Below are 24767 nucleotides of genomic sequence, written 5' to 3'. Positions count from 1 at the left end.
CTGAGATGACTGACAAACCCACCCACCGCGCGGCTGTACTCGGCCAACCGATCGGCCATTCACGCTCGCCGGTGCTCCACAACGCGGGTTATGCCGCCCTCGGACTGGATGACTGGGCCTATGATCGTTTCGACTGTGACGCGGATGCCCTGCCCGGACTGGTAGGTGGTGCAGATCTGTCCTACCGTGGATTCTCGGTAACCATGCCGGCCAAGTTCGCCGCCCTCGCCTTCGCCGATGAGGCCACCGAACGAGCCCGTCGCATCGGTTCCGCCAACACGCTGGTGCGCACCGCCACCGGGTGGCGTGCCGACAACACCGATGTGGACGGCATCCGGGGCGCGCTGGTCGAATTGCTCGGCGGTGGGGAACTCGTCGACAAGCGTGCCGTTGTGGTCGGTGGTGGCGGGACCGCCCGGCCGGCCATCTGGGCGCTGCTCGAAGCGGGCGTTTCCCACATCACCGTGATCAACCGCAGCGACCGCACCGGGGAGCTGAGCGAGCTTGTCGACGCCTTCCCCGCCACCTTGTCCTACCTCCCGCTGGAGGGGGGTGTGGAGGCCGAGACCACGGCCGCGGCGGTGGTCATCTCCACCGTCCCATCGGCGGCCATCGAGGGGCTGGAGGGGAAACTGGCCCACGCGCCAGTGCTGGATGTGATCTATGATCCCTGGCCGACCCCGTTGGTGACTGTGGCCCGGTCCCGGAACATCCCCGCAGTGGGCGGGCATGTCATGCTGGCGCACCAGGCCTATGGCCAGTTCGAGCAGTTCACCGGGCACCCCGCCCCGCGTGACGCCATGCGCGCGGCCCTGGAGGCCTCACTGGGTATGTGAGGTTTCCCGCGGCCCGGGGGAACCGGGGACCATGCACTGGCAGTCCAACAGTGCATGGTCCTTTTTATTCTGTGTGCGGTGTTTGTGGTCTGGGTCGGGGTGCTGGCGGCGTGGGATCTACGGACCCGACGCCTGCCGGATGCACTGACGCTGCCCGGGGCCCTGATGATCACCGGGTGGGCGGTGGTGGTGGATCCGTGGCTGCTGCTCGGTGGGGCGGGGTGGTTTCTGCTGTACCTGGTCACCGCGGGGGTGGTCGGAGGGATCGGTGGGGGAGATATCAAATTCGCCCTCGGTCTGGGCACCGTCGCGGCAACCGGGTCGGTGGAGGGATGGCTGCTCGCGGTGGTCGGATCCTCGCTGCTCACCCTGCTGCTGGCGGGGGTGACACTGTCGGGGCTGGCTGCAGGGGGTGGGGATCGGACGATGCGGGTGCCCCACGGACCGGGAATGGGGTTGGCGACCTGTCTGGCGGTGTGGATAACCGCGGCGTGATGGGCAGCCGTGGCACACCCACCAGCGTCCCACGAGGTGGGATAGGGCGGGTTGTTTCGGGCTTATCTGTCTCCTCATGCGATAATGCTAGGCATGCTTCGATGGACTACAGCAGGTGAATCCCACGGCCAGGCATTGGTTGCGACAGTTGAGCACATGCCCGCCGGTGTACCCGTGACCAAGGATGAGGTCACCTATCAACTCGCCCGGCGCCGCCTCGGATACGGCCGCGGCGCGCGGATGAAGTTTGAACAGGACAAGCTGACCTTCCTCACCGGTATCCGCCACGGCCTGACCCTGGGCAGCCCGATCTCCATCGTGATCGGCAACTCCGAGTGGCCGAAGTGGACCACGATCATGTCCTCCGACGCACTGGACATGGAAGACCCGGAGAATGTGGCGGCGATGTCCTCCGGCCGCGGTGCGAAGTTGACCCGCCCGCGTCCCGGCCATGCTGATTTCGCCGGCATGCTCAAGTACGGTTTCGATGATGCCCGCAATGTGCTGGAGCGTTCCTCCGCACGTGAGACGGCGGCCCGCGTGGCCGCGGCCACCGTGGCACGCTCCTTCCTGCGTGAGACCCTCGGCGTTGAGGTCCTCTCCCATGTGGTCTCCATCGGCCGGTCCGAGCCCTATGAGGGCCCGACGCCGACCTTCGCCGACATCACCGCGATCGATGAATCCCCGGTCCGGTCCTTCGGTAAGGAGGCGGAGGCCTCCATGATCACGGAGATCGAGGCCGCCAAGAAATCCGGTGACACCCTCGGCGGCATCGTCGAGGTCATCGTCGAGGGGCTGCCCATCGGATTGGGTTCCCATATCTCCGGCGAGGACCGTCTGGATGCCCAGCTGGCCGCCGCCCTCATGGGGATCCAGGCCATCAAGGGCGTGGAGATCGGTGACGGCTTCGAGGAGGCCCGACGTCGTGGCTCCGAGGCCCATGATGAAATGGTCCGCGACGAGGACGGTGTGTACCGCACCACCAACCGCGCCGGCGGCCTGGAGGGTGGCATGACCAACGGGGAGACCCTGAGGGTGCGTGCCGCCATGAAACCGATCTCCACGGTGCCCCGCGCCCTGAAGACGGTGGACATGGCCACCGGTGATGCCGCCACCGGCATCCACCAGCGTTCCGATGTCTGCGCGGTTCCCGCCGCGGGTGTCGTCGCCGAGGCGATGGTTGCTCTGGTGCTGGCCCGCGCGGTGCTGAACAAGTTCGGTGGTGACTCCCTGGAGGAGACCACCTGCAATATCCGCTGCTATCTCGAACGCATCGGTAAACGATTGGAGTTCAACGACGGTGAATAGTGTGGCACGTCCCATCGTCGTCCTGGTCGGTCCACCCGGTGCAGGCAAATCCACCATCGGTCGGCGTCTGGCCCGTGCCCTTAATGCGGACCTGGTGGACAGTGATGAACTGATCGAGAAGGCCACCGGCAAGGCCTGCGGGGAGGTGTTCTCCGAACTCGGTGAGCCCGCCTTCCGCGAGCTGGAGGCACACCACGTCGCCGAGGCACTCAACCATGACGGTGTGGTGAGCCTCGGTGGTGGGGCCATCCTCACCGAATCCACCCGTGAGCTGCTCAGGGAGCACGATGTGGTGTGGATCGATGTCTCCGTCGCCGAGGGGGTGCGCCGCACCGCCGGGGAGCGGACCCGTCCGGTCCTGGCGGCTGACGACCCGGTCGAGCACTACCGCAACCTCCTGGAAACCCGCCGTCCGCTCTATGAGGAGGTGTCCACGTTCCGCGTGCGCACCAACTCCCGCAGTCCACAGCAGGTGGTGGCAGAGATCCTGCACCACCTCGAGGATGATTAGATCCCCTCTCTCTGAAAGGCCCTGTGCACGTGACCACCATCTTCGATACCGTCCCCGTCAATGGCGCATCCCCCTATGAGGTCGTGATCGGTTCCGGGCTCACCCCGCTCATCGCCGAGCGTGCGGCCGGGTCCGGCGCGACCCAGGTGGCCCTGCTCCACCAGCCGGCACTCGCGGAGGTCGCCGCTGACATCGACGGGGCCCTGCAGGCAGCAGGTCTGCAGGTGCTCCACCTCGAGGTCCCCGACGCCGAGTCCGGCAAGACCCTCGCCGTGGCGGGGGAGTGCTGGGACAAGCTCGGTGCCGCCGCCTTCGGGCGTCGTGACATCATCATCGGCCTCGGTGGTGGGGCGGCGACCGACCTGGCGGGGTTCGTTGCGGCAGCATGGATGCGTGGCGTCCGGGTGATCCAGGTGCCCACCACGGTGCTCGGCATGGTCGATGCCGCCGTCGGTGGCAAGACCGGCATCAACACCGCCGCCGGGAAGAACCTGGTGGGGGCCTTCCATGAACCGGATGCCGTCTTCATCGACCTGGACCGGTTGCACACCCTTCCGGATGAGGAGATCATCGCCGGCTCCGCGGAGATCATCAAAACCGGTTTCATCGCCGATGAGGAGATTCTGCGGCTCTATGAGTCCGACGCATCCGCCTGTCTGCAGAGGGAGATTGACGGTTCCCACCTGCCGGAGCTCATCGCACGGTCGGTAAGGGTGAAGGGATCAGTGGTCAGCGCGGATCTGAAGGAATCCAATCTGCGTGAGATCCTCAACTACGGGCACACCTTCGCCCACGCCGTTGAACTGCGGGAGGATTTCCAGTGGCGTCACGGCAACGCGGTGGCAGTGGGCATGATGTTCATCGCCAACCTCTCGTACAACCTCGGCCTCATCGATGCCGACCTGCTGGAGCGCCACCGCGTGATCCTGGATTCCATCGGTCTGCCCACCACCTACCAAGGTGGGGTGTTCGATGAACTCTACGAGGGAATGACCCGGGACAAGAAGAACCGCGACGGCAATATCCGCTTCGTGGCGCTCACCGCCGTCGGTGAGGTCACCCGCATCGAGGGACCCGACCGCGGGGAACTGATCCGGGCTTACGAGGCCATCAGCAGCTAGACAGACCCTTTAAGGATTCGGTACACCCATGCATGTTCTCGTGATCAACGGCCCCAACCTGAACCGGCTGGGGAAACGGCAACCGGAGGTCTACGGATCAACCACCCTCGCCGACGTCGAGGCCATGGTGGCGCGACGTGCCGACGCCCTCGGGGTGGGGGTGAGCTTTATCCAGTCCAACCACGAGGGTGAGCTTATCGACGCCGTCCACAACGCCGCCGACCACGGCTGGCCGGTGATCATCAACCCGGGTGGTTTCACCCACACCTCGGTGGCGCTGCGTGACGCACTGGCGGAGATCGCTGACGGGGCCGGTTTCGTTGAGGTGCACATCTCCAATGTCCATGCCCGTGAACCGTTCCGTGCGCACAGCTACCTCTCACCGATCGCGCTCGGTGTCATCGCAGGTCTCGGGGTCAGGGGTTATGAACTGGCCCTGGAGTTCCTCGCCGATCGGGAGCGCTAGACCCCCACCCTGCGCCGAAATCCCTCCCCGGTGCTCCCGGCCGTACTACATTGGCTATAACCTTTAGTACAAATGTAGAGACACGTTCCCGGGTGGTTGCGCCGCAGGGGAGAAGGAGCGACACACATGGCTTTGGCTGATACACGTTTTGCCACCCGCAGGAGGGCACTGGCCTCCAAACTGGCGGCCAGACGGATCGACTCCATTCTGGTCACCAGTCCGATCCATGTGCGCTACCTCACCGGGTTCACCGGTTCCAACGGTGCACTCCTGTTGCACAAGGACCTCTCGGCCCGCATGTGCACCGATGGGCGTTACACCACCCAGATCGGTGAGGAGGTGCCGGACATCGAGGCCATGATCGAACGTGCCTCCGCCACCGCGCTGCTGGCCACCGTCGAGGGCGACCGCCGGGTGGCCTTCGAGGCTGCCCAGACCACCGTCGCTCAGCTTGACGCACTGCGTGAGGCCGCCGGGGAGGATGTCCAGCTCATCCCCGTCACCGGGGTCGTTGAATCCATCCGTCTGCACAAGGACCCCTTTGAACAGGACCGCCTGCGGGACGTCGCGGCACTGGCCTCACAGGCCTTCGAGGATCTCCTGTCTGCCGGTGAACTGGCTGAGGGACGCTCCGAACGCCAGGTCGCGGCGGATCTGGAATACCGGATGCGGATGCTCGGTGCTGAACGCCCCAGCTTTGACACCATCGTCGCGTCGGGGCCGAACTCCGCCAAGCCCCATCACGGCGCGGGTGACCGCATCATCGAGCGCGGCGACCTGGTCACCATCGACTTCGGCGCCCATGCCCGTGGTTTCAACTCCGATATGACCCGTACCCTCATCATGGGTGAGGCTGGGGATTTCGAAACCGAGATCTATGACATTGTGCTCCGGGCCCAGCTCGCCGGTGTGGAGGCCGCCTATGCCGGCACCAAGCTCGTGGATATTGATCATGCCTGCCGTTCCATCATCGAGGACGCCGGGTACGGGGACTATTTCGTGCATTCCACCGGCCACGGCATCGGCCTGGAGGTGCATGAGGCACCCGCCGCCGCGAAGACCGCCACGGGTGTTCTGGAGGAGGGATCCACCCTGACCATCGAACCGGGAATCTACGTCCCGGGCAGGGGCGGCGTGCGCATCGAGGACACCCTCATCATCACCGCCGGTGCACCGGAAATCATCACCAAGGTGGGGAAGGACCTCCGGGTGGTGTAGTCTGGGTTAGCTATTCAGTCCCCACCCGGTTGACGCGGTTCAGTCTGCGCCCGAGGTGGGGCACCCACTGACGCCAAACACAAGGGAGATCATCACCGTGGCATCCACCGCTGATTTCAAGAACGGCCTTGTCCTCAAGGTCGACGGCAAGCTGCAGCAGATCGTCGAGTTCCAGCACGTCAAGCCGGGCAAGGGCCCAGCCTTCGTGCGCACCAAGCTCAAGGACGTTGTCACCGGCAAGACCGTCGACAAGACCTGGAACGCCGGTGTCAAGGTTGAGACCGCCACCGTCGACCGTCGTGACATGACCTACCTGTACAACGATGGCAGCTCCTACATCCTCATGGATGACAAGACCTTCGAGCAGTTCGAACTTCCCCTCGACGCCTTCGGCGATGCCGGCCGTTTCCTCCTGGAGAACATGCGCGTGCAGGTGTCCTTCCATGACGGTGAGGCACTGTTCGGTGAGCTCCCGGTCTCGGTTGACCTCCGTGTCGAGCACACCGACCCGGGCCTGCAGGGTGACCGCTCCACCGGTGGCACCAAGCCCGCCACCCTCGAGACCGGCGCCGAGATCCAGGTTCCGTTGTTCATCGAGACCGGCAACGTCCTGAAGGTGGATACCCGCGACGGTTCCTACCTCTCCCGCGTCAACAACTAAGCTGCATCCCGGGGAATCCCCCCATCCATCCCTCATCTGAACAGGAACAAAGAGAACTCAACGTGAGCGAGAGTCGACAAGGTTATAAACGCCATGGAGCCCGTTACAAGGCACGTCGTCGTGCCGTGGACATCCTCTTCGAGGCAGAGTCCCGTGACGTGGACCCGGTGGCGATCATCGATGACCGCAAGACACTGTCCAACGCCGTCGATCCCGTCGTGGCACCGGTGGCCGAATACACCGAGGCCATCATCAACGGTGTTGCCGTGGAACTGGACACCATCGATGACCTGCTCTCCGAGCACATCGCAGACACCTGGCTGCTGGAACGCCTCCCCTCCGTCGACCGCGCCGTGCTGCGGGTGGCGTGCTGGGAGATGCTCTACAACCCGGATGTTCCCGTGACCACCGCCGTGGTGGAGGCAGTGGAGATTGCCTCCCAGTACTCCACGGATAAGGCTGGCGCCTACATCAACGCAACCCTCGACAACATGGCCTCCAAGGTCGATGAGCTTCGTGAGCGGGCGGCCAACCCCGGCGCGGTGTCCGGGTCTGACGCTCCGGTTGCCCCCTGGGATGACTCCGAGGAGCTACCCGCAGAGGATGAGGCGGAGGATTCCCGTCCCTGATCCCCGTCAGCGCTGAAAGTGGCCGGTTCCAGACTCCTGGAACCGGCCATTTCCGTCTCCGCGGAGTTAACCGATGGTGTAATCCCCGGCGGCCTTCTCCACCGCATCCTGAATGGCCAGAACATGGTCGATGGCGTTCTTCAGCATGGCAGACAGCTGGATGTCATTGAGCCCCGCGGCGATGGGGATGTCCTTCTCGGCGCGCACCACGGCCTTGTCCGTGCGGTCCATGACCACTGCCTTCGCCGCGAAGTTGAAGCAGTTGACCTGGTTGCAGCCGAGGTGCCAGCGGGGATCCCCGTCGGCGATGGTGGTGTCGGTGGCCTTGTCGGTGCGTACGATGAGCACGGAGTCCAGCAGCGCGAACATGACGGGGTAGCCGTTGAGGTTTGCGGTGGCCACCGAGGCGTTCTTGCCCTGGCTGTCGGCGACGGACAGCTCGATCCCGAATTCCCTCATGATGGCGACCACACGGTCGAGGGTGACAGCGATGGGCCTGGGGGTGTTAGTGCTGGTCATCGTGGTCATCCTTCCAGGTGACAAGGTCGGGAAACTGCTGCTCGAGCCAGTCGAAGGCGCTGGTGGTTGCCTCCAGTGAGCTCATGATGAAGGCACCGACCTGGTTGTGGCTGAGTCCCGCGGTGGTGGTGAGGTGGCGGATGGCGTTGATGGCGATGGTGTCCTGCTGCATCTCGAAGAAGCGCAGGGTGGGGGCGAACTGGGTGAGGTTCCATTCGTTGACGGCAGCCAGCACAACCGAGGCCTGGTCCGTTGCCGGGGCTCCACGCCACATCGCCTCCATGGTGAGACCACCGTCGATGGCGATGAAGCTGATGGCGGAGTTGATGAAACCGGTACGGACCACATCGGTGCCGTCGAGTTGTTCGACGCGGTAGTTGAGGTTCTCGTCATCGAGGATCCTCGTCACCGCATCCAGGCGGAACGCCGTGATGTCGTGGGGTGAGTCAGCTGCAGTCACTGTGGAATCTGTGTCCTAACGGGAGTTGATGTTTTCTTCAGCCCTCCACCCTACCGGCCGGGTGATCAGCCGTTGCGCCGACGTCTGAAGTCGAGGATGGAGGTGCGGATCGTCTCCTCCACCTCGGCGTCATCGGTGTCCTGGGTTGTCTCCTCAACCTTTGCGGCCCGACGTGCCGCCCTGGCTGAGAGGCGTGCCTGTTTCTTTTCATTCGCCTCCAGAGCCACCTGGTCACGGGTGGCTGCGGCATCCGCCAGCTCCTCACCACCGAGTTCGTGTGCGATGGCGGCATCGATGGTGGTGTAGCGGAAGACATGGCCGAGTTCCTGCAGCGCGGTGGGCAGAACCTTCTGGTTCGACAGTGCCAGTTCCTCCGCGCCCTGCCGGCCGAGGATGATCTTGGGGCCGATAGTGGGGATCTGGAAGAACGCGGGGCGGTGGAGCTGGGAGGCCAGTACCCTGGTCATCTCCTCATTGGTCACCGGGTTGGGTGCGGTGGCGTTGATGGGGCCGGAGACATTCCTGTCGATCACAGCGCGGTAGAAGATGTCGGTGAGGTCATCGAGTGCGATCCAGCTGAACCAGTTGCTGCCGTCGCCGAACTGCCCACCCAGGCCGGTGGAGAACAGGGTTTTGAGAACAGGCAGCATGCCACCGCGGCCACTGAGTGCCACGCCGGTGCGGATCATCACCACCCGCTTTCCCGCCTGCGAGGCGGGTTCGGTGGACTTTTCCCATCCCCGGACCACATCGGCGAGGAATCCGCCACCGGTGGGGGACTGCTCGCTCAGTTCCTCATCCCCGCGGTCGGGACCATAGAAACCGATCGCGGAGGCCGACACCATTGTGTGACAGGACTCGGAGGACGCCACCAGTTCAGCCAGCTTCCGGGTCGGTTTCACACGTGAGTTCCGGATGGCATCCTTGTGGGAGTCGTTGAAGCGACCGAAGATGGGTTCACCCGCGAGGTGGATGAGCACGTCGATGCCGTCGAGAAGCTCGGGCGCCGGGTGCTCCGGGTCCCAGGTGCGCTGCCCCGGTTTTGCCTCTCCCCGCACGAGCTGGACCACCGTGTGACCACCGGTCTGTAACTGGCCGGTCAGGGCCCGGCCGATCAGGCCCCTGGATCCTGTCATGGCGATGTTCAGCGGGGTGTCGTCGCCGAGCTCCCGGAAGCGCTGCAGGGCCAGCATGTCCTCCAGCAGCTGGTGTTGCCGGTAGGCGAACATGCTCGTCAGTGCGATGCCAGGGACACGGGTACTCACCGAATCCGTGATCAGGGTGCCCCCGTCCTGATCCACGAAGTTGTGCACATGCCGCCAGTTGGCCAGGGCCTTCACCGGGGCGTTGACGCAGACATCGGTGAAGCGACTGCCGTTGAGATACCCCGACAGATCATGCCGGGCCACCCACTTCAGGCCTGCCGGGAGGCTGAAGATGGTGGTTCCATCTGACAGGCGTTCGGCCTGCTGGATGGGGGTGAAGGGGACGAAAGGAGGGGAGAGTCTGGTCACGGCACCCTTACGCGTGTGCCAATCCCAGACCTCTTCACGTGGAAAAGGAATAAAATGACTGGTGGTCAGACTCACAGGGGCTTCTCCAAGTCGGCGGAATGATTCCCGGGTGGGGCAACCGGGTGTCTACTGGTGTCCTCATGTTACTCTCCGCGTGTTTATGGGGTAACATCTCAGACGTCGGAGAGACACTCTTTAACAGCATAGTCAGCTGAAACAACAAGGGTGTCATGACGGACCAGAAATTGGACATCCTTTAACGGACCGCACAGAGAGGCGGGGAAGGAGGTCACGATGAGCGAACGTAGGAATACTGTGGTCGAACTCCTGGGGGAGAACGACGTCAGCCGTACCGTCGCGCGCATCGCGCACCAGATTATTGAAAAGACCGCTCTTGATTCTGAGGGAGCGGATCGTGTCATGCTGTTGGGAATCCCCTCAGGTGGTGTTCCCCTGGCGGAACGCCTGGCAGCCAAGATTGAAGAATTCTCGGGCGTCCGTGTGGATACCGGCGCCATTGACATCACCCTCTACCGTGATGATCTCAGGAATAAGCCACACCGTGCACTTCAGCCCACATCCATCCCCTCTGGTGGCATAGACAAGACCACCGTTGTCCTGGTTGATGATGTGTTGTTCTCCGGACGCACCGTCCGCGCCGCACTTGATGCGCTGCGTGACCTGGGTCGTCCCAACTACATCCAGCTCGCTGTCCTCGTTGACCGTGGACACCGCCAGCTGCCCATCCGTGCCGATTATGTGGGCAAGAACCTGCCCACCGCACGTGCTGAGGATGTCACCGTGATGCTCCGGGAGATCGACGGCCGTGACGCCGTCACCCTCACCCGTGAAGAGGGCGAAGGGGATAATTGATGAAGCACCTCCTCTCAATTGCGGATCTGTCCCGCGATGAGATCATCAGCCTCCTCGACGAGGCTGACCGCTTCAAGGAGGTGCTCGAGGGACGAGAGGTGAAGAAGCTGCCCACCCTGCGTGGGCGGACGATCTTCACCCTCTTCTACGAGAACTCCACACGCACCCGTTCGTCCTTCGAAACCGCAGGTAAATGGATGAGTGCGGATGTCATCAACATCTCCGCCTCCTCCTCCAGTGTGAAGAAGGGTGAATCACTCAAGGATACGGGCCTGACCCTGTCCGCCATCGGAGCGGATGCCATCATCATGCGTCACCCGTCGTCAGGCGCGGCCCAGCAGCTGGCCGGCTACGTCGCCCCCGGCGGGGTGGGCCCCAGTGTGATCAACGCCGGCGACGGCTCCCACCAGCACCCCACCCAGGCGCTTCTCGACGCCCTGACCCTCCGTCAGAGGCTCGGCGGCATCGAGGGACGCAAGATCGTCATCGTCGGTGACATCCTGCATTCCCGGGTGGTGCGCTCCAATGTGGATCTGCTGTCCACCCTGGGTGCGGAGGTCATCCTGGTGGCACCACCGACCCTCCTGCCGTACGGCGTGGAGAACTGGCCGGTGCGTACCAGCTACGACATGGACGCTGAGATCAGGGATGCGGACGCCGTGATGATGCTGCGTGTCCAGCAGGAACGCATGCAGGGTGGATTCTTCCCCTCGCACCGCGAGTACGCCACCCTCTACGGGATGAGCAAGGCCCGTGAGGCCAGCCTGAAGGACTCCGCGATCATCATGCACCCCGGCCCGATGCTGCGTGGCATGGAGATCAACTTCGGTGTGGCGGATGCCCCACGTACTGCTGTCCTGCAGCAGGTAAGCAATGGTGTTCATGTGCGCATGGCTGTGCTGTTCGCACTCGTCGCAGGTTCAGACGCCACCATCTAACGATTGTCACCACGGCCGGTGACACCGGCCGCTGTTTAAGGAATCTTCCGACATGACTGTTCATGATTATCCCGAGACCGGTGCGCTCGCGCCGGCTGCACCGGGCACCCTGTTGATCACCGATGTCCGCGTCTACGGCGAGGGTGAGCCGACCAATGTCCTCATCCGGGACGGTGTGATTGACTCCCTCGATGCCCCCACCTCCGGGGAGTACGACCACACGATTGACGGTGGCGGGGGAGTGCTGCTGCCGGGTTTCGTCGATATGCACGTCCACTTGCGCGAACCCGGCCGTGAGGATACCGAGACCATCGCCACCGGTTCGGCTGCCGCCGCCAAGGGCGGGTTCACCGCGGTGTTCACCATGGCCAACACCACCCCGGTGATGGATCAGCCACTGATCGCCGAGGGGGTCTGGTTCAAGGGCCAGAACGTCGGCCTGTGTGATGTGCACCCCGTCGGTTCCATCACCAAGGGGTTGGAGGGCAGGGAGCTCACCGAGTTCGGCATGATGGCACGTTCCGAGGCACGTGTGCGCATGTTCTCCGATGACGGCAAGTGCGTCGATGACCCGCAGGTGATGCGCCGTGCCCTGGAGTACGCCAAGGGTATGGATGTGCTCATCGCCCAGCACTGCGAGGACCACCGTATGACCGAGGGTGCCAGCGCCCATGAGGGCGAGAACGCAGCCCGCCTCGGGCTCCGTGGCTGGCCCCGTGTGGCCGAGGAGTCCATCGTGGTGCGTGACGCCATTCTCGCCCGCGACTATGGCAACCGGGTCCACATCTGCCATGCCTCCACCGAGGGCACCATCGAGCTGCTGCGCTGGGCCAAGGGCCAGGGCATCCCGATCACCGCAGAGGTGACCCCGCACCACCTCATCCTCACCGATGAGCGCCTCAAGACCTATGACGGTGTCAACCGCGTCAACCCACCCCTGCGGGAGGAACGCGACACCCTCGCCCTGCGGGAGGCGCTTCTCGACGGCACGATCGATGTCGTGGCCACCGATCACGCCCCCCACGGTTCCGAGGACAAGTGCTGCGAGTTTGAAAACGCCAAGCCCGGCATGCTCGGCCTGGAGACCTCACTGTCCATCATCGCGGACACCTTCGTGGCCTCCGGGCTCGCCGACTGGCGCTTCGTGGCGAAGGTCATGAGTGAGCGTCCCGCGGAGATCACCCGCCTGCCGGGACACGGTCGTCCGATTGCAGTGGGGGAGCCAGCCAACCTCACCATCGTGGATCCGGGTCGGACCTGGACCGCCCGGGGCGAGGAGTTCGCGTCCAAGGCCTCCAACACCCCATATGAGGGCATGGAATTCGGGGCGAAGGTCTCCCATACCATCCTGCGTGGCCACGTCACCTGTGAGAACGGGAACGCCACGATTGCATATAATGCATAAGAGTGAATAAACTACAGTTCGAGTAATCTCACCCCGCCCGCTCAACGGGCGAACCTACGAAAGGCGACGCTGTCACCGTGAGTAATGAAACCAATGCGAACAGCACCGATTCCCGCCAGGGCGTGACCAACATCGGTTCCGTCCCTGCCTACCTGGTGCTGGCAGACGGCCGTACCTTCAAGGGCTTCGGCTTCGGAGCCATCGGCACCACCCTGGGCGAGGCTGTCTTCACCACAGCCATGACCGGTTACCAGGAGACCATGACCGACCCGTCCTACCACCGCCAGATCGTGGTTGCCACCGCACCGCAGATCGGCAACACCGGGTGGAACGAGGAGGACAATGAGTCCCACGACGGATCGATCTGGGTGGCCGGTCTGGTCATCCGCGACCTCGCCGTCCGTGTCTCCAACTGGCGCGCCACCACCACCCTCCAGGAGGAGATGGCCAAGCAGGGTGTGGTGGGCATCGGCGGCATCGACACCCGCGCGCTGGTACGCCACATCCGCAATGAGGGTGCAGTCCCGGCCGGTATCTTCTCCGGCGCGGATGCCGAGCGTCCCATCGAGGAGCTCGTGGAGATCGTGAAGTCCCAGCCGTCGATGGTCGGCGCCAACCTCGCCGTCGAGGTCTCCGTCGATAAGCCCTATGTCATCGAGGCTGAGGGCGAAGCCCGTCACACCGTGGTCGCCTATGACCTGGGCATCAAGCAGAACACCCCACGCCGCTTCGCCGCCCGCGGCGTGCGCACCGTGATCGTGCCCGCGGAGACCCCCTTCGAGGAGATCAAGCAGTACAACCCCTCCGGTGTGTTCATCTCCAACGGCCCCGGTGACCCGGCGGCCGCTGACATCATGGTCAACATCGTCCGTGAGGTCCTCGCCGCCGATATCCCGTTCTTCGGTATCTGCTTCGGCAACCAGATCCTCGGCCGCGCCTTCGGCATGGAGACCTACAAGCTGAAGTTCGGTCACCGTGGCATCAATGTACCGGTCAAGAACCACATCACCGGCAAGATCGACATCACCGCCCAGAACCATGGTTTCGCCCTCAAGGGTGAGGCCGGCCAGGAGTTCGAGACCGATTTCGGCACCGCCGTGGTCACCCACACCTGTCTCAATGACGGAGTCGTCGAGGGTGTCGCCCTGAAGTCGGGTCGCGCCTATTCCGTCCAGTACCACCCGGAGGCCGCCGCAGGCCCCAACGATGCAAGCCCACTGTTCGACCAGTTCGTCGCACTGATGGATGAAGACTCCGAGAACCAGAAGGAAGAGGCGTAAGAACCATGCCCAAGCGCTCAGATATCAACCACGTCCTGGTCATCGGATCCGGCCCCATCGTCATCGGACAGGCCGCTGAATTCGACTACTCCGGCACACAGGCCTGCCGTGTGCTCAAGGAGGAGGGCCTGCGCGTCACCCTCATCAACTCCAACCCGGCCACCATCATGACCGACCCCGAGATGGCGGACCACACCTACGTCGAGCCGATCGAGCCCGAGTACATCGAGAAGATCTTCCAGAAGGAGATCGAACAGGGCCACCCGATCGACACCGTCCTGGCAACCCTCGGCGGACAAACCGCCCTTAACGCTGCCATCCAGCTGGACCGCCTCGGCATCCTGGAGAAGTACAACGTCGAGCTCATCGGTGCCGACATCGACGCCATCGAGCGTGGTGAGGACCGCCAGAAATTCAAGGACATCGTCGCCACCATCGGTGGTGAATCAGCACGCTCCGCCGTCTGCCACAACATGGATGAGGTCTACGCCACCGTCGAGGAGCTCGGTCTCCCGGTCGTCGTGCGCCCCTCCTTCACCATGGGTGGTCTGGGTTCCGGTCTGGCCTACACCATGGAGGACCTCGACCGCATCGCCGGCGGTGGCCTCGCCGCCTCCCCGGAGGCCAATGTCCTGATCGAGGAGTCCATCCTCGGCTGGAAGGAATACGAGCTGGAGCTCATGCGCGACGGCGATGACAATGTGGTGGTCATCTGCTCCATCGAGAACGTCGATGCCCTCGGTGTCCACACCGGTGATTCCGTCACCGTGGCCCCCGCCATGACCCTGACCGACCGTGAGTACCAGATCATGCGTGATCAGGGCATCGCGATCATCCGTGAGGTCGGCGTGGACACCGGTGGCTGTAACATCCAGTTCGCGGTCAACCCTGAGGATGGTCGCATCATCACCATCGAGATGAACCCGCGTGTGTCCCGCTCCTCCGCGCTGGCCTCCAAGGCCACCGGTTTCCCGATCGCGAAGCTGGCCGCGAAGCTGGCCATCGGCTACACCCTGGATGAGGTCACCAACGACATCACCGGTGTCACCCCGGCGGCCTTCGAACCGACCCTCGACTATGTGGTGGTCAAGGCCCCACGCTTTGCCTTCGAGAAGTTCCCCGGCGCCGATGACACCCTGACCACCACCATGAAGTCCGTCGGTGAGGTCATGAGCCTGGGCCGTAACTACATCGCGGCCCTGAACAAGGCCCTGCGCTCCCTGGAGACCAAGCAACTCGGTTTCTGGACCAAGCCGGATGAGTACTTCGCCGGTGAGCGCGCCACCGATCTCCAGGCCGTCCTGGAGGATCTGCGCCGCCCGACCGAGGGCCGTCTCTACGATGTCGAGCTCGCCATGCGGCTCGGCGCCACCATCGAGGAGCTTTACGACGCCTCCTCCATCGACCCGTGGTTCCTGGCGGAGCTGAAGGCACTCGTGGACTTCCGCGAGAAGCTGGAGGACGCACCCGTCCTGGACGAGGCACTCCTGCGTGAGGCCAAGTTCATGGGCCTGTCTGACCTCCAGATCGCCGCTGTGCGTCCGGAACTCGCCGGTGAGGACGGGGTGCGCCGCCTGCGTCACTCCCTGGGTATCCGCCCGGTATTCAAGACCGTGGACACCTGCGCCGCCGAGTTCGAGGCCAAGACCCCGTACCACTACTCGGCCTACGAGCTGGATCCGGCCGCGGAATCCGAGGTCGCCCCGCAGACCGAGCGCGAAAAGGTCCTGATCCTGGGCTCCGGCCCGAACCGCATCGGCCAGGGCATCGAATTCGACTACTCCTGTGTGCACGCGGCCCTGGAACTGTCCCGCGTGGGTTATGAGACCGTCATGGTCAACTGCAACCCGGAGACCGTCTCCACCGACTACGACACCGCCGACCGTCTCTACTTCGAGCCCCTGACCTTCGAGGATGTCATGGAGGTCTACCACGCGGAGTCCGAGTCCGGCACCGTCGCCGGTGTCATCGTCCAGCTCGGTGGCCAGACCCCGCTGGGCCTGGCGGAGCGACTGAAGGCCGCCGGTGTCCCGATCATCGGTACCTCCCCGGAGGCCATCAACATGGCCGAGGACCGTGGTGAGTTCGGTGACCTGCTGGGCCGCGCCCAGCTGCCGGCCCCGGCATTCGGCACCGCGCACTCCTTCGAGCAGGCCCGCGCCGTGGCCAATGAGATCGGTTACCCGGTCCTGGTCCGCCCGTCCTACGTGCTCGGCGGCCGAGGCATGGAGATCGTCTACGACGAGGCCTCTCTCGAGGACTACATCCAGCGCGCCACCGAGCTGTCCACCGAGCATCCGGTGCTGGTTGACCGCTTCCTGGACAACGCCATCGAGATCGATGTCGACGCGCTCTGCGATGGTGAGGAGGTCTACCTCGCCGGTGTCATGGAGCACATCGAGGAGGCGGGCGTGCACTCCGGTGACTCCGCCTGTGCACTGCCTCCGATGACCCTGGGTGCCCAGGACATCGAGAAGGTCCGGCAGTCCACCCGGGCTCTCGCCCTGGGCATCGGCGTGAAGGGCCTGATGAACGTGCAGTACGCCCTGAAGGATGACATCCTCTACGTCATCGAGGCCAACCCGCGTGCCTCCCGCACCGCGCCGTTCGTCTCCAAGGCCACCGGCGTCCACCTGGCCAAGGCAGCATCCCGCATCGCCGTGGGTGCCACCATCGCCGACCTGCGCGCCGAGGGCATGATCCCGACCGGGTACGACGGTGGCTCCCTGCCGCTCGACGCACCGATCGCAGTGAAGGAGGCGGTCCTGCCGTTCAACCGTTTCCGTCGCCCCGATGGCCGTAGCCTGGACACCCTGCTCTCCCCGGAGATGAAGTCCACCGGTGAGGTCATGGGTCTAGCCGACAACTTCGGTGCAGCCTACGCCAAGGCCGAGACAGGGGCTTTTGGCACCCTGCCCACCGAGGGCACCGTGTTCGTCTCCGTGGCCAACCGCGACAAGCGCAGTGTCATCCTGGCCATCCAGCGACTGGATTCCATGGGCTTCAACATCCTGGCCACCGAGGGCACCGCCGGTATGCTCCGTCGCAACGGCATCGACTGTGAGGTCGTGCTCAAGAGCTCGGACGTGCGCGAGGGGGTCGAGGGCCGCTCCATCGTGGACCGCATCCGCGACGGCGAGGTCGACCTCATCCTCAACACCCCGGCCGGTTCCGCGGGTGCCCGCCACGACGGCTACGAGATCCGTGGTTCCGCCGTCACCGTCGGTGTCCCGCTGGTGACCACCGTGCAGGGTGTCACTGCGGCGGTGCAGGGTATTGAGGCCCTGCGACGCGGTGAGCTCACCGTCCGTGCGCTGCAGGAACTCGACCACGCGGTGAAGGCCTGAGTGTCTTGACGCAGACGTTCGGAGAAAATCTCCTCGACGCCGCGTCCACCCGTGGCCGGCTATGTGTGGGTATCGATCCCCATGAGAGCCTCCTGCGGGCCTGGGGGCTCCCGGTCGATGCGACGGGACTGGCGGAGTTCTCCCGCATCTGTGTGGAGGCGTTCGCCGACACCGTCGCACTGGTCAAACCCCAGGTGGCGTTCTATGAGCGCTTCGGTTCACGTGGGTTTGCGGTTCTGGAGGAGACCATCGGTACCCTGCGTGAACGGGGGTGTCTGGTGGTCTCGGACGCCAAGCGCGGGGATATCGGATCCACCATGGCCGGTTATGCCACGGCCTGGCTGGATCCCGGTTCACCGCTGTCCAGTGATGCCGTGACGGTCTCACCGTATCTCGGTTTCGGTTCACTCCAGCCGGTCTTCGACCTGGCGGAGGAACACGGCAGGGGAGTATTCGTCCTCGCCGCCACCTCGAACCCGGAGGCACGTGTGCTCCAGGATCAGACCGATGCCTCTGGGGTGAGTATCTCCCAGCAGATCGTCAATGAGGCTGCCGCGCTCAATGCACCCCACCTGGCGCAGCACCGGGCCGGCAATATCGGTGTGGTGGTCGGGGCAACCCTGACCGATCCACCGGCGCTGTCCGGGTTGAATGGAGCCATCCTCATGCCCGGTGTCGGGACCCAGGGCGGCACGGCGCAAGACGTGGGAACCATCGCCGGGGACATGGCCCACCTGGCGTTCCCGAACGTGTCCCGGGCCGTGTTGGCGCAGGGGCCGGATGTGGGAAATCTGCGGGTCGCGGTGTCGGAAACCGCCGCCGAGTTTCCGGGTTTCCCCAGGTCATAGGCTGGGACAGGGCCCTTGTTTGAGAGTCTGTGACCTGCAGGTTTGTCAAACAAGGGCCTTGCCACCTTTGTGTTTGTTGAAGTAGTGCTAGACTAATCCAAAATCGCAGGGTGACACGTGTGGTATTCACTCGTGTATCTTCGATTCCCGGGTATGAAAAAGTATCCGTCTGTACATAGATCACATACGAAAACGGAGGAACCCCGTGGCCCTTCCACAGTTGACCGACGAGCAGCGCAAGGCGGCACTTGCCAAGGCAGCCGAGGCACGCAAGGCACGCGCCGAGCTCAAGGAGAACCTGAAGCGCGGCAACACCAACCTCAAGGAGGTCCTGGACAAGGCAGAGACCGATGAGATCATCGGTAAGACCAAGGTCTCCGCACTGCTCGAGGCTCTTCCGAAGGTCGGTAAGGTCAAGGCCAAGGAGATCATGGATGAGCTGGGTATCGCCCAGACCCGTCGTCTCCGCGGTCTCGGTGACCGTCAGCGTCGTGCGCTCCTCGAGCGTTTCGGATTCGAGGACTAATTCCTGGTGTCCGGCGATAAACCACACGGAAGGCTCGTGATTCTGGCGGGCCCCTCGGCAGTCGGAAAGTCGACTGTGGTGGATCGCCTCCGTAGTGACGTTCCCAACCTGTACTTCAGTGTGTCCATGACCACCCGTGATCCCCGTCCGGGTGAGGTGGATGGCAGAGATTATTTCTATGTCACCGCACAGGAGTTCCAGGAAAAGATCGACCGTGGGGAGATGCTCGAATGGGCGGATATCCACGGCGGTCTGCAGCGGTCGGGCACTCCCGCCGAGCCTGTTCGACAGGCTCGTGAGGAGGGGCGCCCTGTTCTCGTCGAGGTTGACCTCGTCGGGGCCCGCAATATCGCCCGTCTGATACCCGAGGCTGAAACCATCTTCCTGGCACCACCCTCCTGGGAGGTCCTGGTTGAGAGGTTGACCGGTCGGGGGACTGAAAGTCAGGACGTCATCAATCGCAGGCTGGAAACCGCACGCGAGGAATTGGCAGCACAGAGTGAGTTCAAGCACGTCATCATCAATGATGATGTGGATACGGCCGTCTCGGCCATCAAGGCTGTTCTCCTCGGCACTTAGCCAAAAACAGAGCGGTGGGGTATGCTTTACCGATTGAGCATCCTTCCCGCTCTTACACTACTGTCTACAATCTTTTGAAAAGGTGTCAGTGACCAACGTGAGCAACGAGACCAACGCCACCAAGGCCGTCTTCGATCCGCCAATGGGCATCACCGCCCCTCCGATCGATGAACTGCTGGACAAGGTCACCTCAAAGTACGCCCTCGTGATCTTCGCCGCCAAGCGTGCACGACAGATCAACAGCTACTACCAGCAGGCGGATGAAGGTGTCTTCGAGTTCATCGGACCCCTCGTTACCCCGCAGCCGGGTGAGAAGCCACTGTCCATCGCTCTGCGTGAGATCAATGTCGGCCTCCTCGACCACGAGGAAGGCTAGAGCCCTCACCGGCGCTTTGAGCCCATAACTTCACAACACTTTCAACACCCAGCCCACCATCATGATGAGGTGGTCACTGGGTGTTTTAAGCATGCCCGGATCATGCTTCCGGCTAGAGTGTGGGAAGAAAACCAATCCCCAGCCAGCCGAAGGAAAACAACAGGCATGACGCAGCAGCGTGTGAGTGAACAGGTCCAGTCAATCCCCGAGTCGACACGCCGGGTGGTCGTCGGTGTCGCCGGTGGCATCGCAGCCTACAAGGCCTGTCACATCATCCGCGCCTTCAAGGAGGCGGGGGATGATGTCCGGGTGGTCCCCACCGAGGCCGCCCTGAGTTTCGTCGGTAGGGCGACCTTCGAGGCATTGTCTGGTAATCCCGTCTCCACCACGGTGTTCGACGATGTGGATCAGGTGCAGCACGTCCGTGTCGGCCAGGAGGCCGATCTGATTGTCATCGCCCCCGCCACGGCTGACCTGATGGCCCGTCTCGCGATGGGCCGTGCGGATGATCTGTTGACTGCCACTGTGCTGGTGGCCACCTGCCCGGTGGTTCTCGCCCCGGCCATGCACACGGAGATGTGGTTCAACCCGGCCACCGTGGCCAATGTTGCCACCCTTCGGGAACGGAATATCACCGTCATCGAACCCGCCCATGGCCGTTTGACCGGAAAGGACACCGGTCCGGGACGTCTGCCGGATCCGGAACAGATCGTGGAGATCGCGAATGCAGCCGCCGGTGGGGTCACCTTCAACCAGGATCTGGCGGGTAAACGGGTTCTCATCACCGCCGGTGGCACCCAGGAGCATATCGACCCGGTGCGCTATATCGGCAACAGCTCCTCCGGCAGGCAGGGGTACGCGCTCGGGGAGGTGGCTGCCCAGCGGGGTGCACGGGTGACCATCATCGCCGGCAATACGGTGGAACTGCCGACCCCGGCGGGGGCGGAGATCGTGGACGTCACCTCCACCGGGGATATGTTCACTGAGGTGCAGGAACGGGCAGGGGAGTCCGACATCATCATCATGGCGGCCGCCGTGGCGGATTTCCGCCCGGATACCCAGGCTGATTCCAAACTGAAGAAGGGCGCTGATGAGGGGGCGTTGACCACCGTGCACCTGGTGGAGAACCTGGACATTCTGAAAACCACGGTCCGTCGCAGGGAAGAAGGTGAGCTCGCCTCTGATCCCGTGATCGTCGGGTTCGCCGCCGAGACCGGTGATGCAGAGACCAGTGCGTTGGATTACGCGCGCGCCAAACTTGAGCGCAAGGGCTGTGACCTGCTGATGTGTAATGAGGTCGGGCATGGGAAAGTCTTCGGGCAGACGCGGAACGAGGGGTGGATCCTGACCGCGGACGGTGGTGTGACCGAGGTTCCCCAAGGCACCAAGTTGGAGGTGGCCGCGCGCATCCTGGATGCCGCTGTGGCAGTGGAACGCTGAAACTAACAGACCACTGCAATTGCAAAAATTAGACAGCTTGGTCTACATTAGGGAGAGCATTTCCACGAACCACAGTGTTCATCTCCTGAAAGAAGGGTTTCAGTGTCCCAGCCAACCGCAGTTCGTTTGTTCACCAGTGAGTCAGTGACGGAAGGACACCCGGACAAGATCTGCGATGCGATCTCAGACACCATCCTCGATGCCCTGCTGACCGCGGACCCCCTGTCCCGTGTCGCCGTCGAGACCGTGGTCACCACCGGTATCGTCCATGTGGTGGGCGAGGTCCGGACCAGTGGCTATGTGGAGATCCCACAGCTGGTGCGCCGGAAACTCATCGAGATCGGCTTCACCTCCTCCGATGTCGGTTTCGACGGCCGCACCTGCGGTGTCTCCGTCTCCATCGGTGAGCAGTCCCAGGAGATCGCCGATGGCGTGGACACCTCCCAGGAGGCCCGGGGCGACGGCCACTTCGAGGAGGATGACCGCGCCGGTGCGGGTGACCAGGGCCTGATGTTCGGTTATGCCACCAATGAGACCCCGGAGTTCATGCCCCTGCCGATCGCCGTGGCACACCGTCTGGCACGCCGGTTGACCCAGGTCCGCAAGGAGGGCATCGTCCCGCACCTGCGTCCCGACGGCAAGACCCAGGTCACCTTCGCCTACGATGCCGATGACAACCCCTCCCACCTGGACACCGTGGTCATCTCCACCCAGCACGATCCGGAGGTCGACAGCGCCTGGCTGGAGGTACAGCTGCGTGAACACGTCATCGACTGGGTGATCCGGGACGCCGGTCTCGAGCACCTGGCCACCGGGGAGATCACCGTTCTAATCAACCCGTCGGGGTCCTTCATCCTGGGCGGCCCCATGGGTGATGCCGGTCTGACCGGCCGCAAGATCATCGTGGACACCTATGGCGGCATGGCCCGCCACGGTGGTGGAGCCTTCTCCGGCAAGGACCCCTCAAAGGTGGACCGTTCCGCCGCCTACGCCATGCGCTGGGTGGCCAAGAACATCGTGGCTGCAGGCCTCGCCGACCGGGCGGAGGTCCAGGTCGCCTACGCCATCGGCCGCGCCAAGCCGGTGGGGCTGTACGTGGAGACCTTCGACACCGCCCGGGAGGGTCTGACCGATGAGCAGATCCAGGCAGCGGTCAGCCAGGTGTTCGATCTGCGCCCGGCTGCCATCATCCGTGAACTGGACCTGCTGCGTCCGATCTATGCCCAGACCGCGGCCTATGGTCACTTCGGTCGCACCGACCTGGATCTGCCCTGGGAGGCCACCAACCGCACCGGTCGACTCCGTGAGGCGCTCGGCCTGAAGTAGAGGCCACTATAGTATCTTCGAACCATGGCCAATCCCCGCGTCCCCGCTCCAGAAGTACCGGTGGCGCGGGTTCTGCCTCTTCTGGGCCTGCCACACCTGGACCGGCTGTTCGACTACCGGATCTCCGCCGACCAGCATGAGGACGCCCGACCCGGCGTGCGGGTGCGCATCCGCTTCGGCGGCAGGCTTGTCGACGCCATCCTCATCGACCGCACCGGTCATACCGATCACGCAGGCGAACTGGCCTGGCTCGACCGGGTGATCTCACCGGTGGTGGTCTACCCGGAACAGACCGCCCGCCTCATCGAATCCCTCACCGACAGATACGGTGGGGTCCGGTCCGATCTCATCCGCTCCGCCATCCCCACCCGCCACGCCGGCGCTGAGGACTCAGACATCTCCACCCCCTGGCATGACCTGGGTGCGGTGACGGAACCCGATCTGTCCTCCTGGTCCGCCTATCAGTACGGGCAGTCCTTCGTCGACGCCGTGCTCGCCGGGACCACGGCCCGCGCGGCCTGGCAGATCGCCCCCGGTGATGACTGGGCTCTTGCGGTGGCCTCACTGGCGGTCAAGGTGGTCAAGGACGGTGGCGGTGCCCTGATCGTGGTGCCGGATCAGCGGGACGTCGACAAGCTTGAGGCGGCACTGCGCGCCCTCGTCGCCGCGAAACAGGTGACGGTGCTCAACTCGGGGCTCGGGCCACAGGCCCGGTACCGCCGGTTCCTGTCGGTGCTCAGCGGGCAGGGCCGTCTCGTGGTCGGAACACGTAGCGCCGCGTTCGCCCCGGTCGCGGATCTCAAACTCACGGTGATCCTGGGCGATGGTGATGACAACCTGGTGGATCCGCGCGCCCCGTATGTCCACGCCCGTGAGGTTTTAACCACCCGTTCCGCGCTGGAGGGGAGTTCGCTGATCATCGGTGGGCACACCCGCACCGCGGAAACCCAGCTGCTGGTGGAAGCCGGGTGGGCACATGACCTGGTCGCACCGCGGGAGACCATCCGCACCCGCATGCCCCGGATCCAGGCCGTCGGCGACTCCGATTTCGAACTCGAACGTGATCCGTTGGCCCGTTCCGCCCGTCTCCCGGGCCTGGCGTTCCGGGCCGTCCGGGATACCCTCAGCCGCAATGAACCGGTCCTCATCCAGGTTCCCCGCAAGGGTTATGTGCCCACCCTGGCCTGCGGGAACTGCCGGACCCCCGCGCGGTGCCGCCACTGTAACGGCCCCGTCGGCCTGCCCCAGTCGGATCAGCACCAGGCCGCTGTGCCCACCTGCCGCTGGTGTGGTCGCCCCGACACCCGTTTCCGTTGCCAGGCGTGTGGGTCACCGAAGCTGCGTGCGGTGGTGTTGGGTGCGGAACGTACCGCGGAGGAACTCGGGCGTGCCTTCCCCTCCACCCGTATCATCACCTCGGGTGGAAACCGCGTGGTCGACCACATCGACTACCGGGCCTGCATCGTGGTGTCCACACCCGGTGCGGAACCGGCGGTGCACACGGGTGTGGACTGCTACAGCGGGGACACTTCCCGTGGGGCCTATGGTGCCTGCCTGCTGCTGGACACCTGGGCCCTGATGGGCAGGCAGGATCTCCGCGCGACGGAGGACACCCTGCAGAAGTGGGCGGCGGCGGCCACACTGGTGCATTCCCATATCCACGGCGGTCATGTCGTGGTGGTGGCGGATCCCTCCCTCGCGGTGGTGCAGTCCCTGATCCGGTGGGACATGGTGGGGGCAGCCGCCTCCGAGCTCGCCTCGCGCCGGGAGGTCAGGTTCCCGCCAGCTGTCCACATGGCGGCCATCGACGGTGCCGCCGCGGCGCTCGACAGTTTCGTGGAACTGGTGGAACTGCCCGCCCATGCCGAGGTGCTCGGGCCGGTGGATCTTCCCCCGGGGGTCACGCTACCCGGTGAATATGATGAGGCGCGTTTCGGGCCCCCGCAGCGCATGCTCATCCGGACCCCGCTGGGGCCACGCTCCGAACTGGGCAGGGCACTGCGCTCGGCACAGGTGGCGCGGGCGGCCCGCAAGAATGACCTGCCGCTGCGTGTGCAGATGGACCCGATCCACATCGGGTAATGCTCTTGT

Annotated in this window: 24 protein-coding genes; 21 read left to right on the top strand and 3 right to left on the bottom strand. The window is 64.2% G+C overall.

All coding sequences use genetic code 11. The features are described 5' to 3' along the window. The first annotated feature begins 5 nt into the window (after nucleotides 1-5). The 9 genes from CE_RS08690 (at nucleotide 6) to nusB (ending at nucleotide 7245) form a co-directional block, all read left to right on the top strand. On the top strand, nucleotides 6-836 hold the full coding sequence (locus tag CE_RS08690; RefSeq protein ID WP_006767745.1) for a shikimate dehydrogenase: 831 nt from the start codon (nucleotides 6-8) through the stop codon (nucleotides 834-836). Nucleotides 837-890: 54 nt separating this feature from the next. Beyond that, the gene (locus CE_RS08685; RefSeq protein ID WP_006767744.1) at nucleotides 891-1331 is read left to right on the top strand and encodes a prepilin peptidase; all 441 of its coding nucleotides are present in this window, start codon (nucleotides 891-893) and stop codon (nucleotides 1329-1331) included. A 93-nt stretch (nucleotides 1332-1424) separates the two neighbouring features. Then, nucleotides 1425-2639, top strand: coding sequence for a chorismate synthase (gene aroC, locus CE_RS08680; protein WP_173362573.1), 1215 nt, complete (start codon nucleotides 1425-1427; stop codon nucleotides 2637-2639). Between the two features lies 1 nt (nucleotide 2640). After that, on the top strand, nucleotides 2641-3150 hold the full coding sequence (locus CE_RS08675) for a shikimate kinase (RefSeq protein WP_011075585.1): 510 nt from the start codon (nucleotides 2641-2643) through the stop codon (nucleotides 3148-3150). A 23-nt stretch (nucleotides 3151-3173) separates the two neighbouring features. Continuing rightward, on the top strand, nucleotides 3174-4271 hold the full coding sequence (gene aroB, locus CE_RS08670; RefSeq protein WP_006767741.1) for a 3-dehydroquinate synthase: 1098 nt from the start codon (nucleotides 3174-3176) through the stop codon (nucleotides 4269-4271). A gap of 28 nt (nucleotides 4272-4299) precedes the next feature. Continuing rightward, nucleotides 4300-4737: a type II 3-dehydroquinate dehydratase gene (aroQ, locus tag CE_RS08665; protein ID WP_006767740.1), complete on the top strand. Its 438-nt coding sequence runs from the start codon at nucleotides 4300-4302 to the stop codon at nucleotides 4735-4737. 126 nt (nucleotides 4738-4863) lie between these two features. Further along, entirely contained in the window at nucleotides 4864-5955 is a 1092-nt protein-coding gene (locus CE_RS08660; RefSeq protein WP_006767739.1) for an aminopeptidase P family protein, read from the top strand. Between the two features lie 97 nt (nucleotides 5956-6052). Continuing rightward, nucleotides 6053-6616, top strand: a complete 564-nt coding sequence (gene efp / locus CE_RS08655; protein ID WP_011075583.1) for an elongation factor P — start codon at nucleotides 6053-6055, stop codon at nucleotides 6614-6616. Nucleotides 6617-6678: 62 nt separating this feature from the next. Further along, on the top strand, nucleotides 6679-7245 hold the full coding sequence (nusB, locus tag CE_RS08650; protein ID WP_011075582.1) for a transcription antitermination factor NusB: 567 nt from the start codon (nucleotides 6679-6681) through the stop codon (nucleotides 7243-7245). Between the two features lie 66 nt (nucleotides 7246-7311). Here nusB and CE_RS08645 read toward each other — a convergent pair whose 3' ends face one another. From CE_RS08645 to CE_RS08635, 3 genes are all read right to left on the bottom strand, one after another. After that, nucleotides 7312-7773, bottom strand: coding sequence for a YbjN domain-containing protein (locus CE_RS08645; RefSeq protein WP_006767736.1), 462 nt, complete (start codon nucleotides 7771-7773; stop codon nucleotides 7312-7314). Beyond that, entirely contained in the window at nucleotides 7751-8224 is a 474-nt protein-coding gene (locus CE_RS08640) for a YbjN domain-containing protein (RefSeq protein WP_006767735.1), read from the bottom strand. Before CE_RS08640 ends, CE_RS08645 begins: the two co-directional genes overlap by 23 nt. 65 nt (nucleotides 8225-8289) lie before the next feature. Continuing rightward, on the bottom strand, nucleotides 8290-9813 hold the full coding sequence (locus tag CE_RS08635; protein WP_011075580.1) for a TIGR01777 family oxidoreductase: 1524 nt from the start codon (nucleotides 9811-9813) through the stop codon (nucleotides 8290-8292). A gap of 219 nt (nucleotides 9814-10032) precedes the next feature. Between CE_RS08635 and pyrR the strand changes: the two genes are divergently transcribed. From pyrR to CE_RS08575, 12 genes are all read left to right on the top strand, one after another. Next, nucleotides 10033-10611: a bifunctional pyr operon transcriptional regulator/uracil phosphoribosyltransferase PyrR gene (gene pyrR / locus CE_RS08630; RefSeq protein ID WP_006767733.1), complete on the top strand. Its 579-nt coding sequence runs from the start codon at nucleotides 10033-10035 to the stop codon at nucleotides 10609-10611. Beyond that, nucleotides 10611-11549, top strand: a complete 939-nt coding sequence (locus CE_RS08625) for an aspartate carbamoyltransferase catalytic subunit (RefSeq protein ID WP_006767732.1) — start codon at nucleotides 10611-10613, stop codon at nucleotides 11547-11549. The genes pyrR and CE_RS08625 overlap by 1 nt, the downstream gene beginning before the upstream one ends. Before the next feature lie 52 nt (nucleotides 11550-11601). Then, entirely contained in the window at nucleotides 11602-12954 is a 1353-nt protein-coding gene (locus CE_RS08620) for a dihydroorotase (RefSeq protein WP_006767731.1), read from the top strand. 77 nt (nucleotides 12955-13031) lie between these two features. Beyond that, nucleotides 13032-14234: a glutamine-hydrolyzing carbamoyl-phosphate synthase small subunit gene (carA, locus tag CE_RS08615; RefSeq protein WP_006767730.1), complete on the top strand. Its 1203-nt coding sequence runs from the start codon at nucleotides 13032-13034 to the stop codon at nucleotides 14232-14234. A 5-nt stretch (nucleotides 14235-14239) separates the two neighbouring features. Next, nucleotides 14240-17581, top strand: coding sequence for a carbamoyl-phosphate synthase large subunit (gene carB, locus CE_RS08610; protein ID WP_006767729.1), 3342 nt, complete (start codon nucleotides 14240-14242; stop codon nucleotides 17579-17581). Between the two features lie 5 nt (nucleotides 17582-17586). Then, nucleotides 17587-18429: an orotidine-5'-phosphate decarboxylase gene (gene pyrF, locus CE_RS08605; RefSeq protein ID WP_006767728.1), complete on the top strand. Its 843-nt coding sequence runs from the start codon at nucleotides 17587-17589 to the stop codon at nucleotides 18427-18429. 205 nt (nucleotides 18430-18634) lie between these two features. Continuing rightward, nucleotides 18635-18955, top strand: coding sequence for an integration host factor, actinobacterial type (gene mihF, locus CE_RS08600; RefSeq protein WP_006767727.1), 321 nt, complete (start codon nucleotides 18635-18637; stop codon nucleotides 18953-18955). A 6-nt stretch (nucleotides 18956-18961) separates the two neighbouring features. Then, complete coding sequence (gmk, locus tag CE_RS08595; protein ID WP_011075578.1) at nucleotides 18962-19534, top strand: guanylate kinase; 573 nt, start codon at nucleotides 18962-18964, stop codon at nucleotides 19532-19534. A 142-nt stretch (nucleotides 19535-19676) separates the two neighbouring features. Beyond that, nucleotides 19677-19910, top strand: coding sequence for a DNA-directed RNA polymerase subunit omega (gene rpoZ, locus CE_RS08590; protein WP_225213683.1), 234 nt, complete (start codon nucleotides 19677-19679; stop codon nucleotides 19908-19910). Nucleotides 19911-20075: 165 nt separating this feature from the next. Further along, nucleotides 20076-21350, top strand: coding sequence for a bifunctional phosphopantothenoylcysteine decarboxylase/phosphopantothenate--cysteine ligase CoaBC (gene coaBC / locus CE_RS08585; RefSeq protein WP_006767724.1), 1275 nt, complete (start codon nucleotides 20076-20078; stop codon nucleotides 21348-21350). Nucleotides 21351-21452: 102 nt separating this feature from the next. Further along, complete coding sequence (metK, locus tag CE_RS08580; RefSeq protein ID WP_011075575.1) at nucleotides 21453-22676, top strand: methionine adenosyltransferase; 1224 nt, start codon at nucleotides 21453-21455, stop codon at nucleotides 22674-22676. A gap of 24 nt (nucleotides 22677-22700) precedes the next feature. Next, nucleotides 22701-24758, top strand: a complete 2058-nt coding sequence (locus CE_RS08575) for a primosomal protein N' (RefSeq protein WP_006767722.1) — start codon at nucleotides 22701-22703, stop codon at nucleotides 24756-24758. Nucleotides 24759-24767 lie beyond the last annotated feature (9 nt).

The sequence above is a fragment of the Corynebacterium efficiens YS-314 genome (genome assembly GCF_000011305.1).
GTDB lineage: Bacteria > Actinomycetota > Actinomycetes > Mycobacteriales > Mycobacteriaceae > Corynebacterium > Corynebacterium efficiens.
Note: the sequence above shows the minus strand (reverse complement) of the source record. Positions and strands in the feature narration are given on the sequence as shown.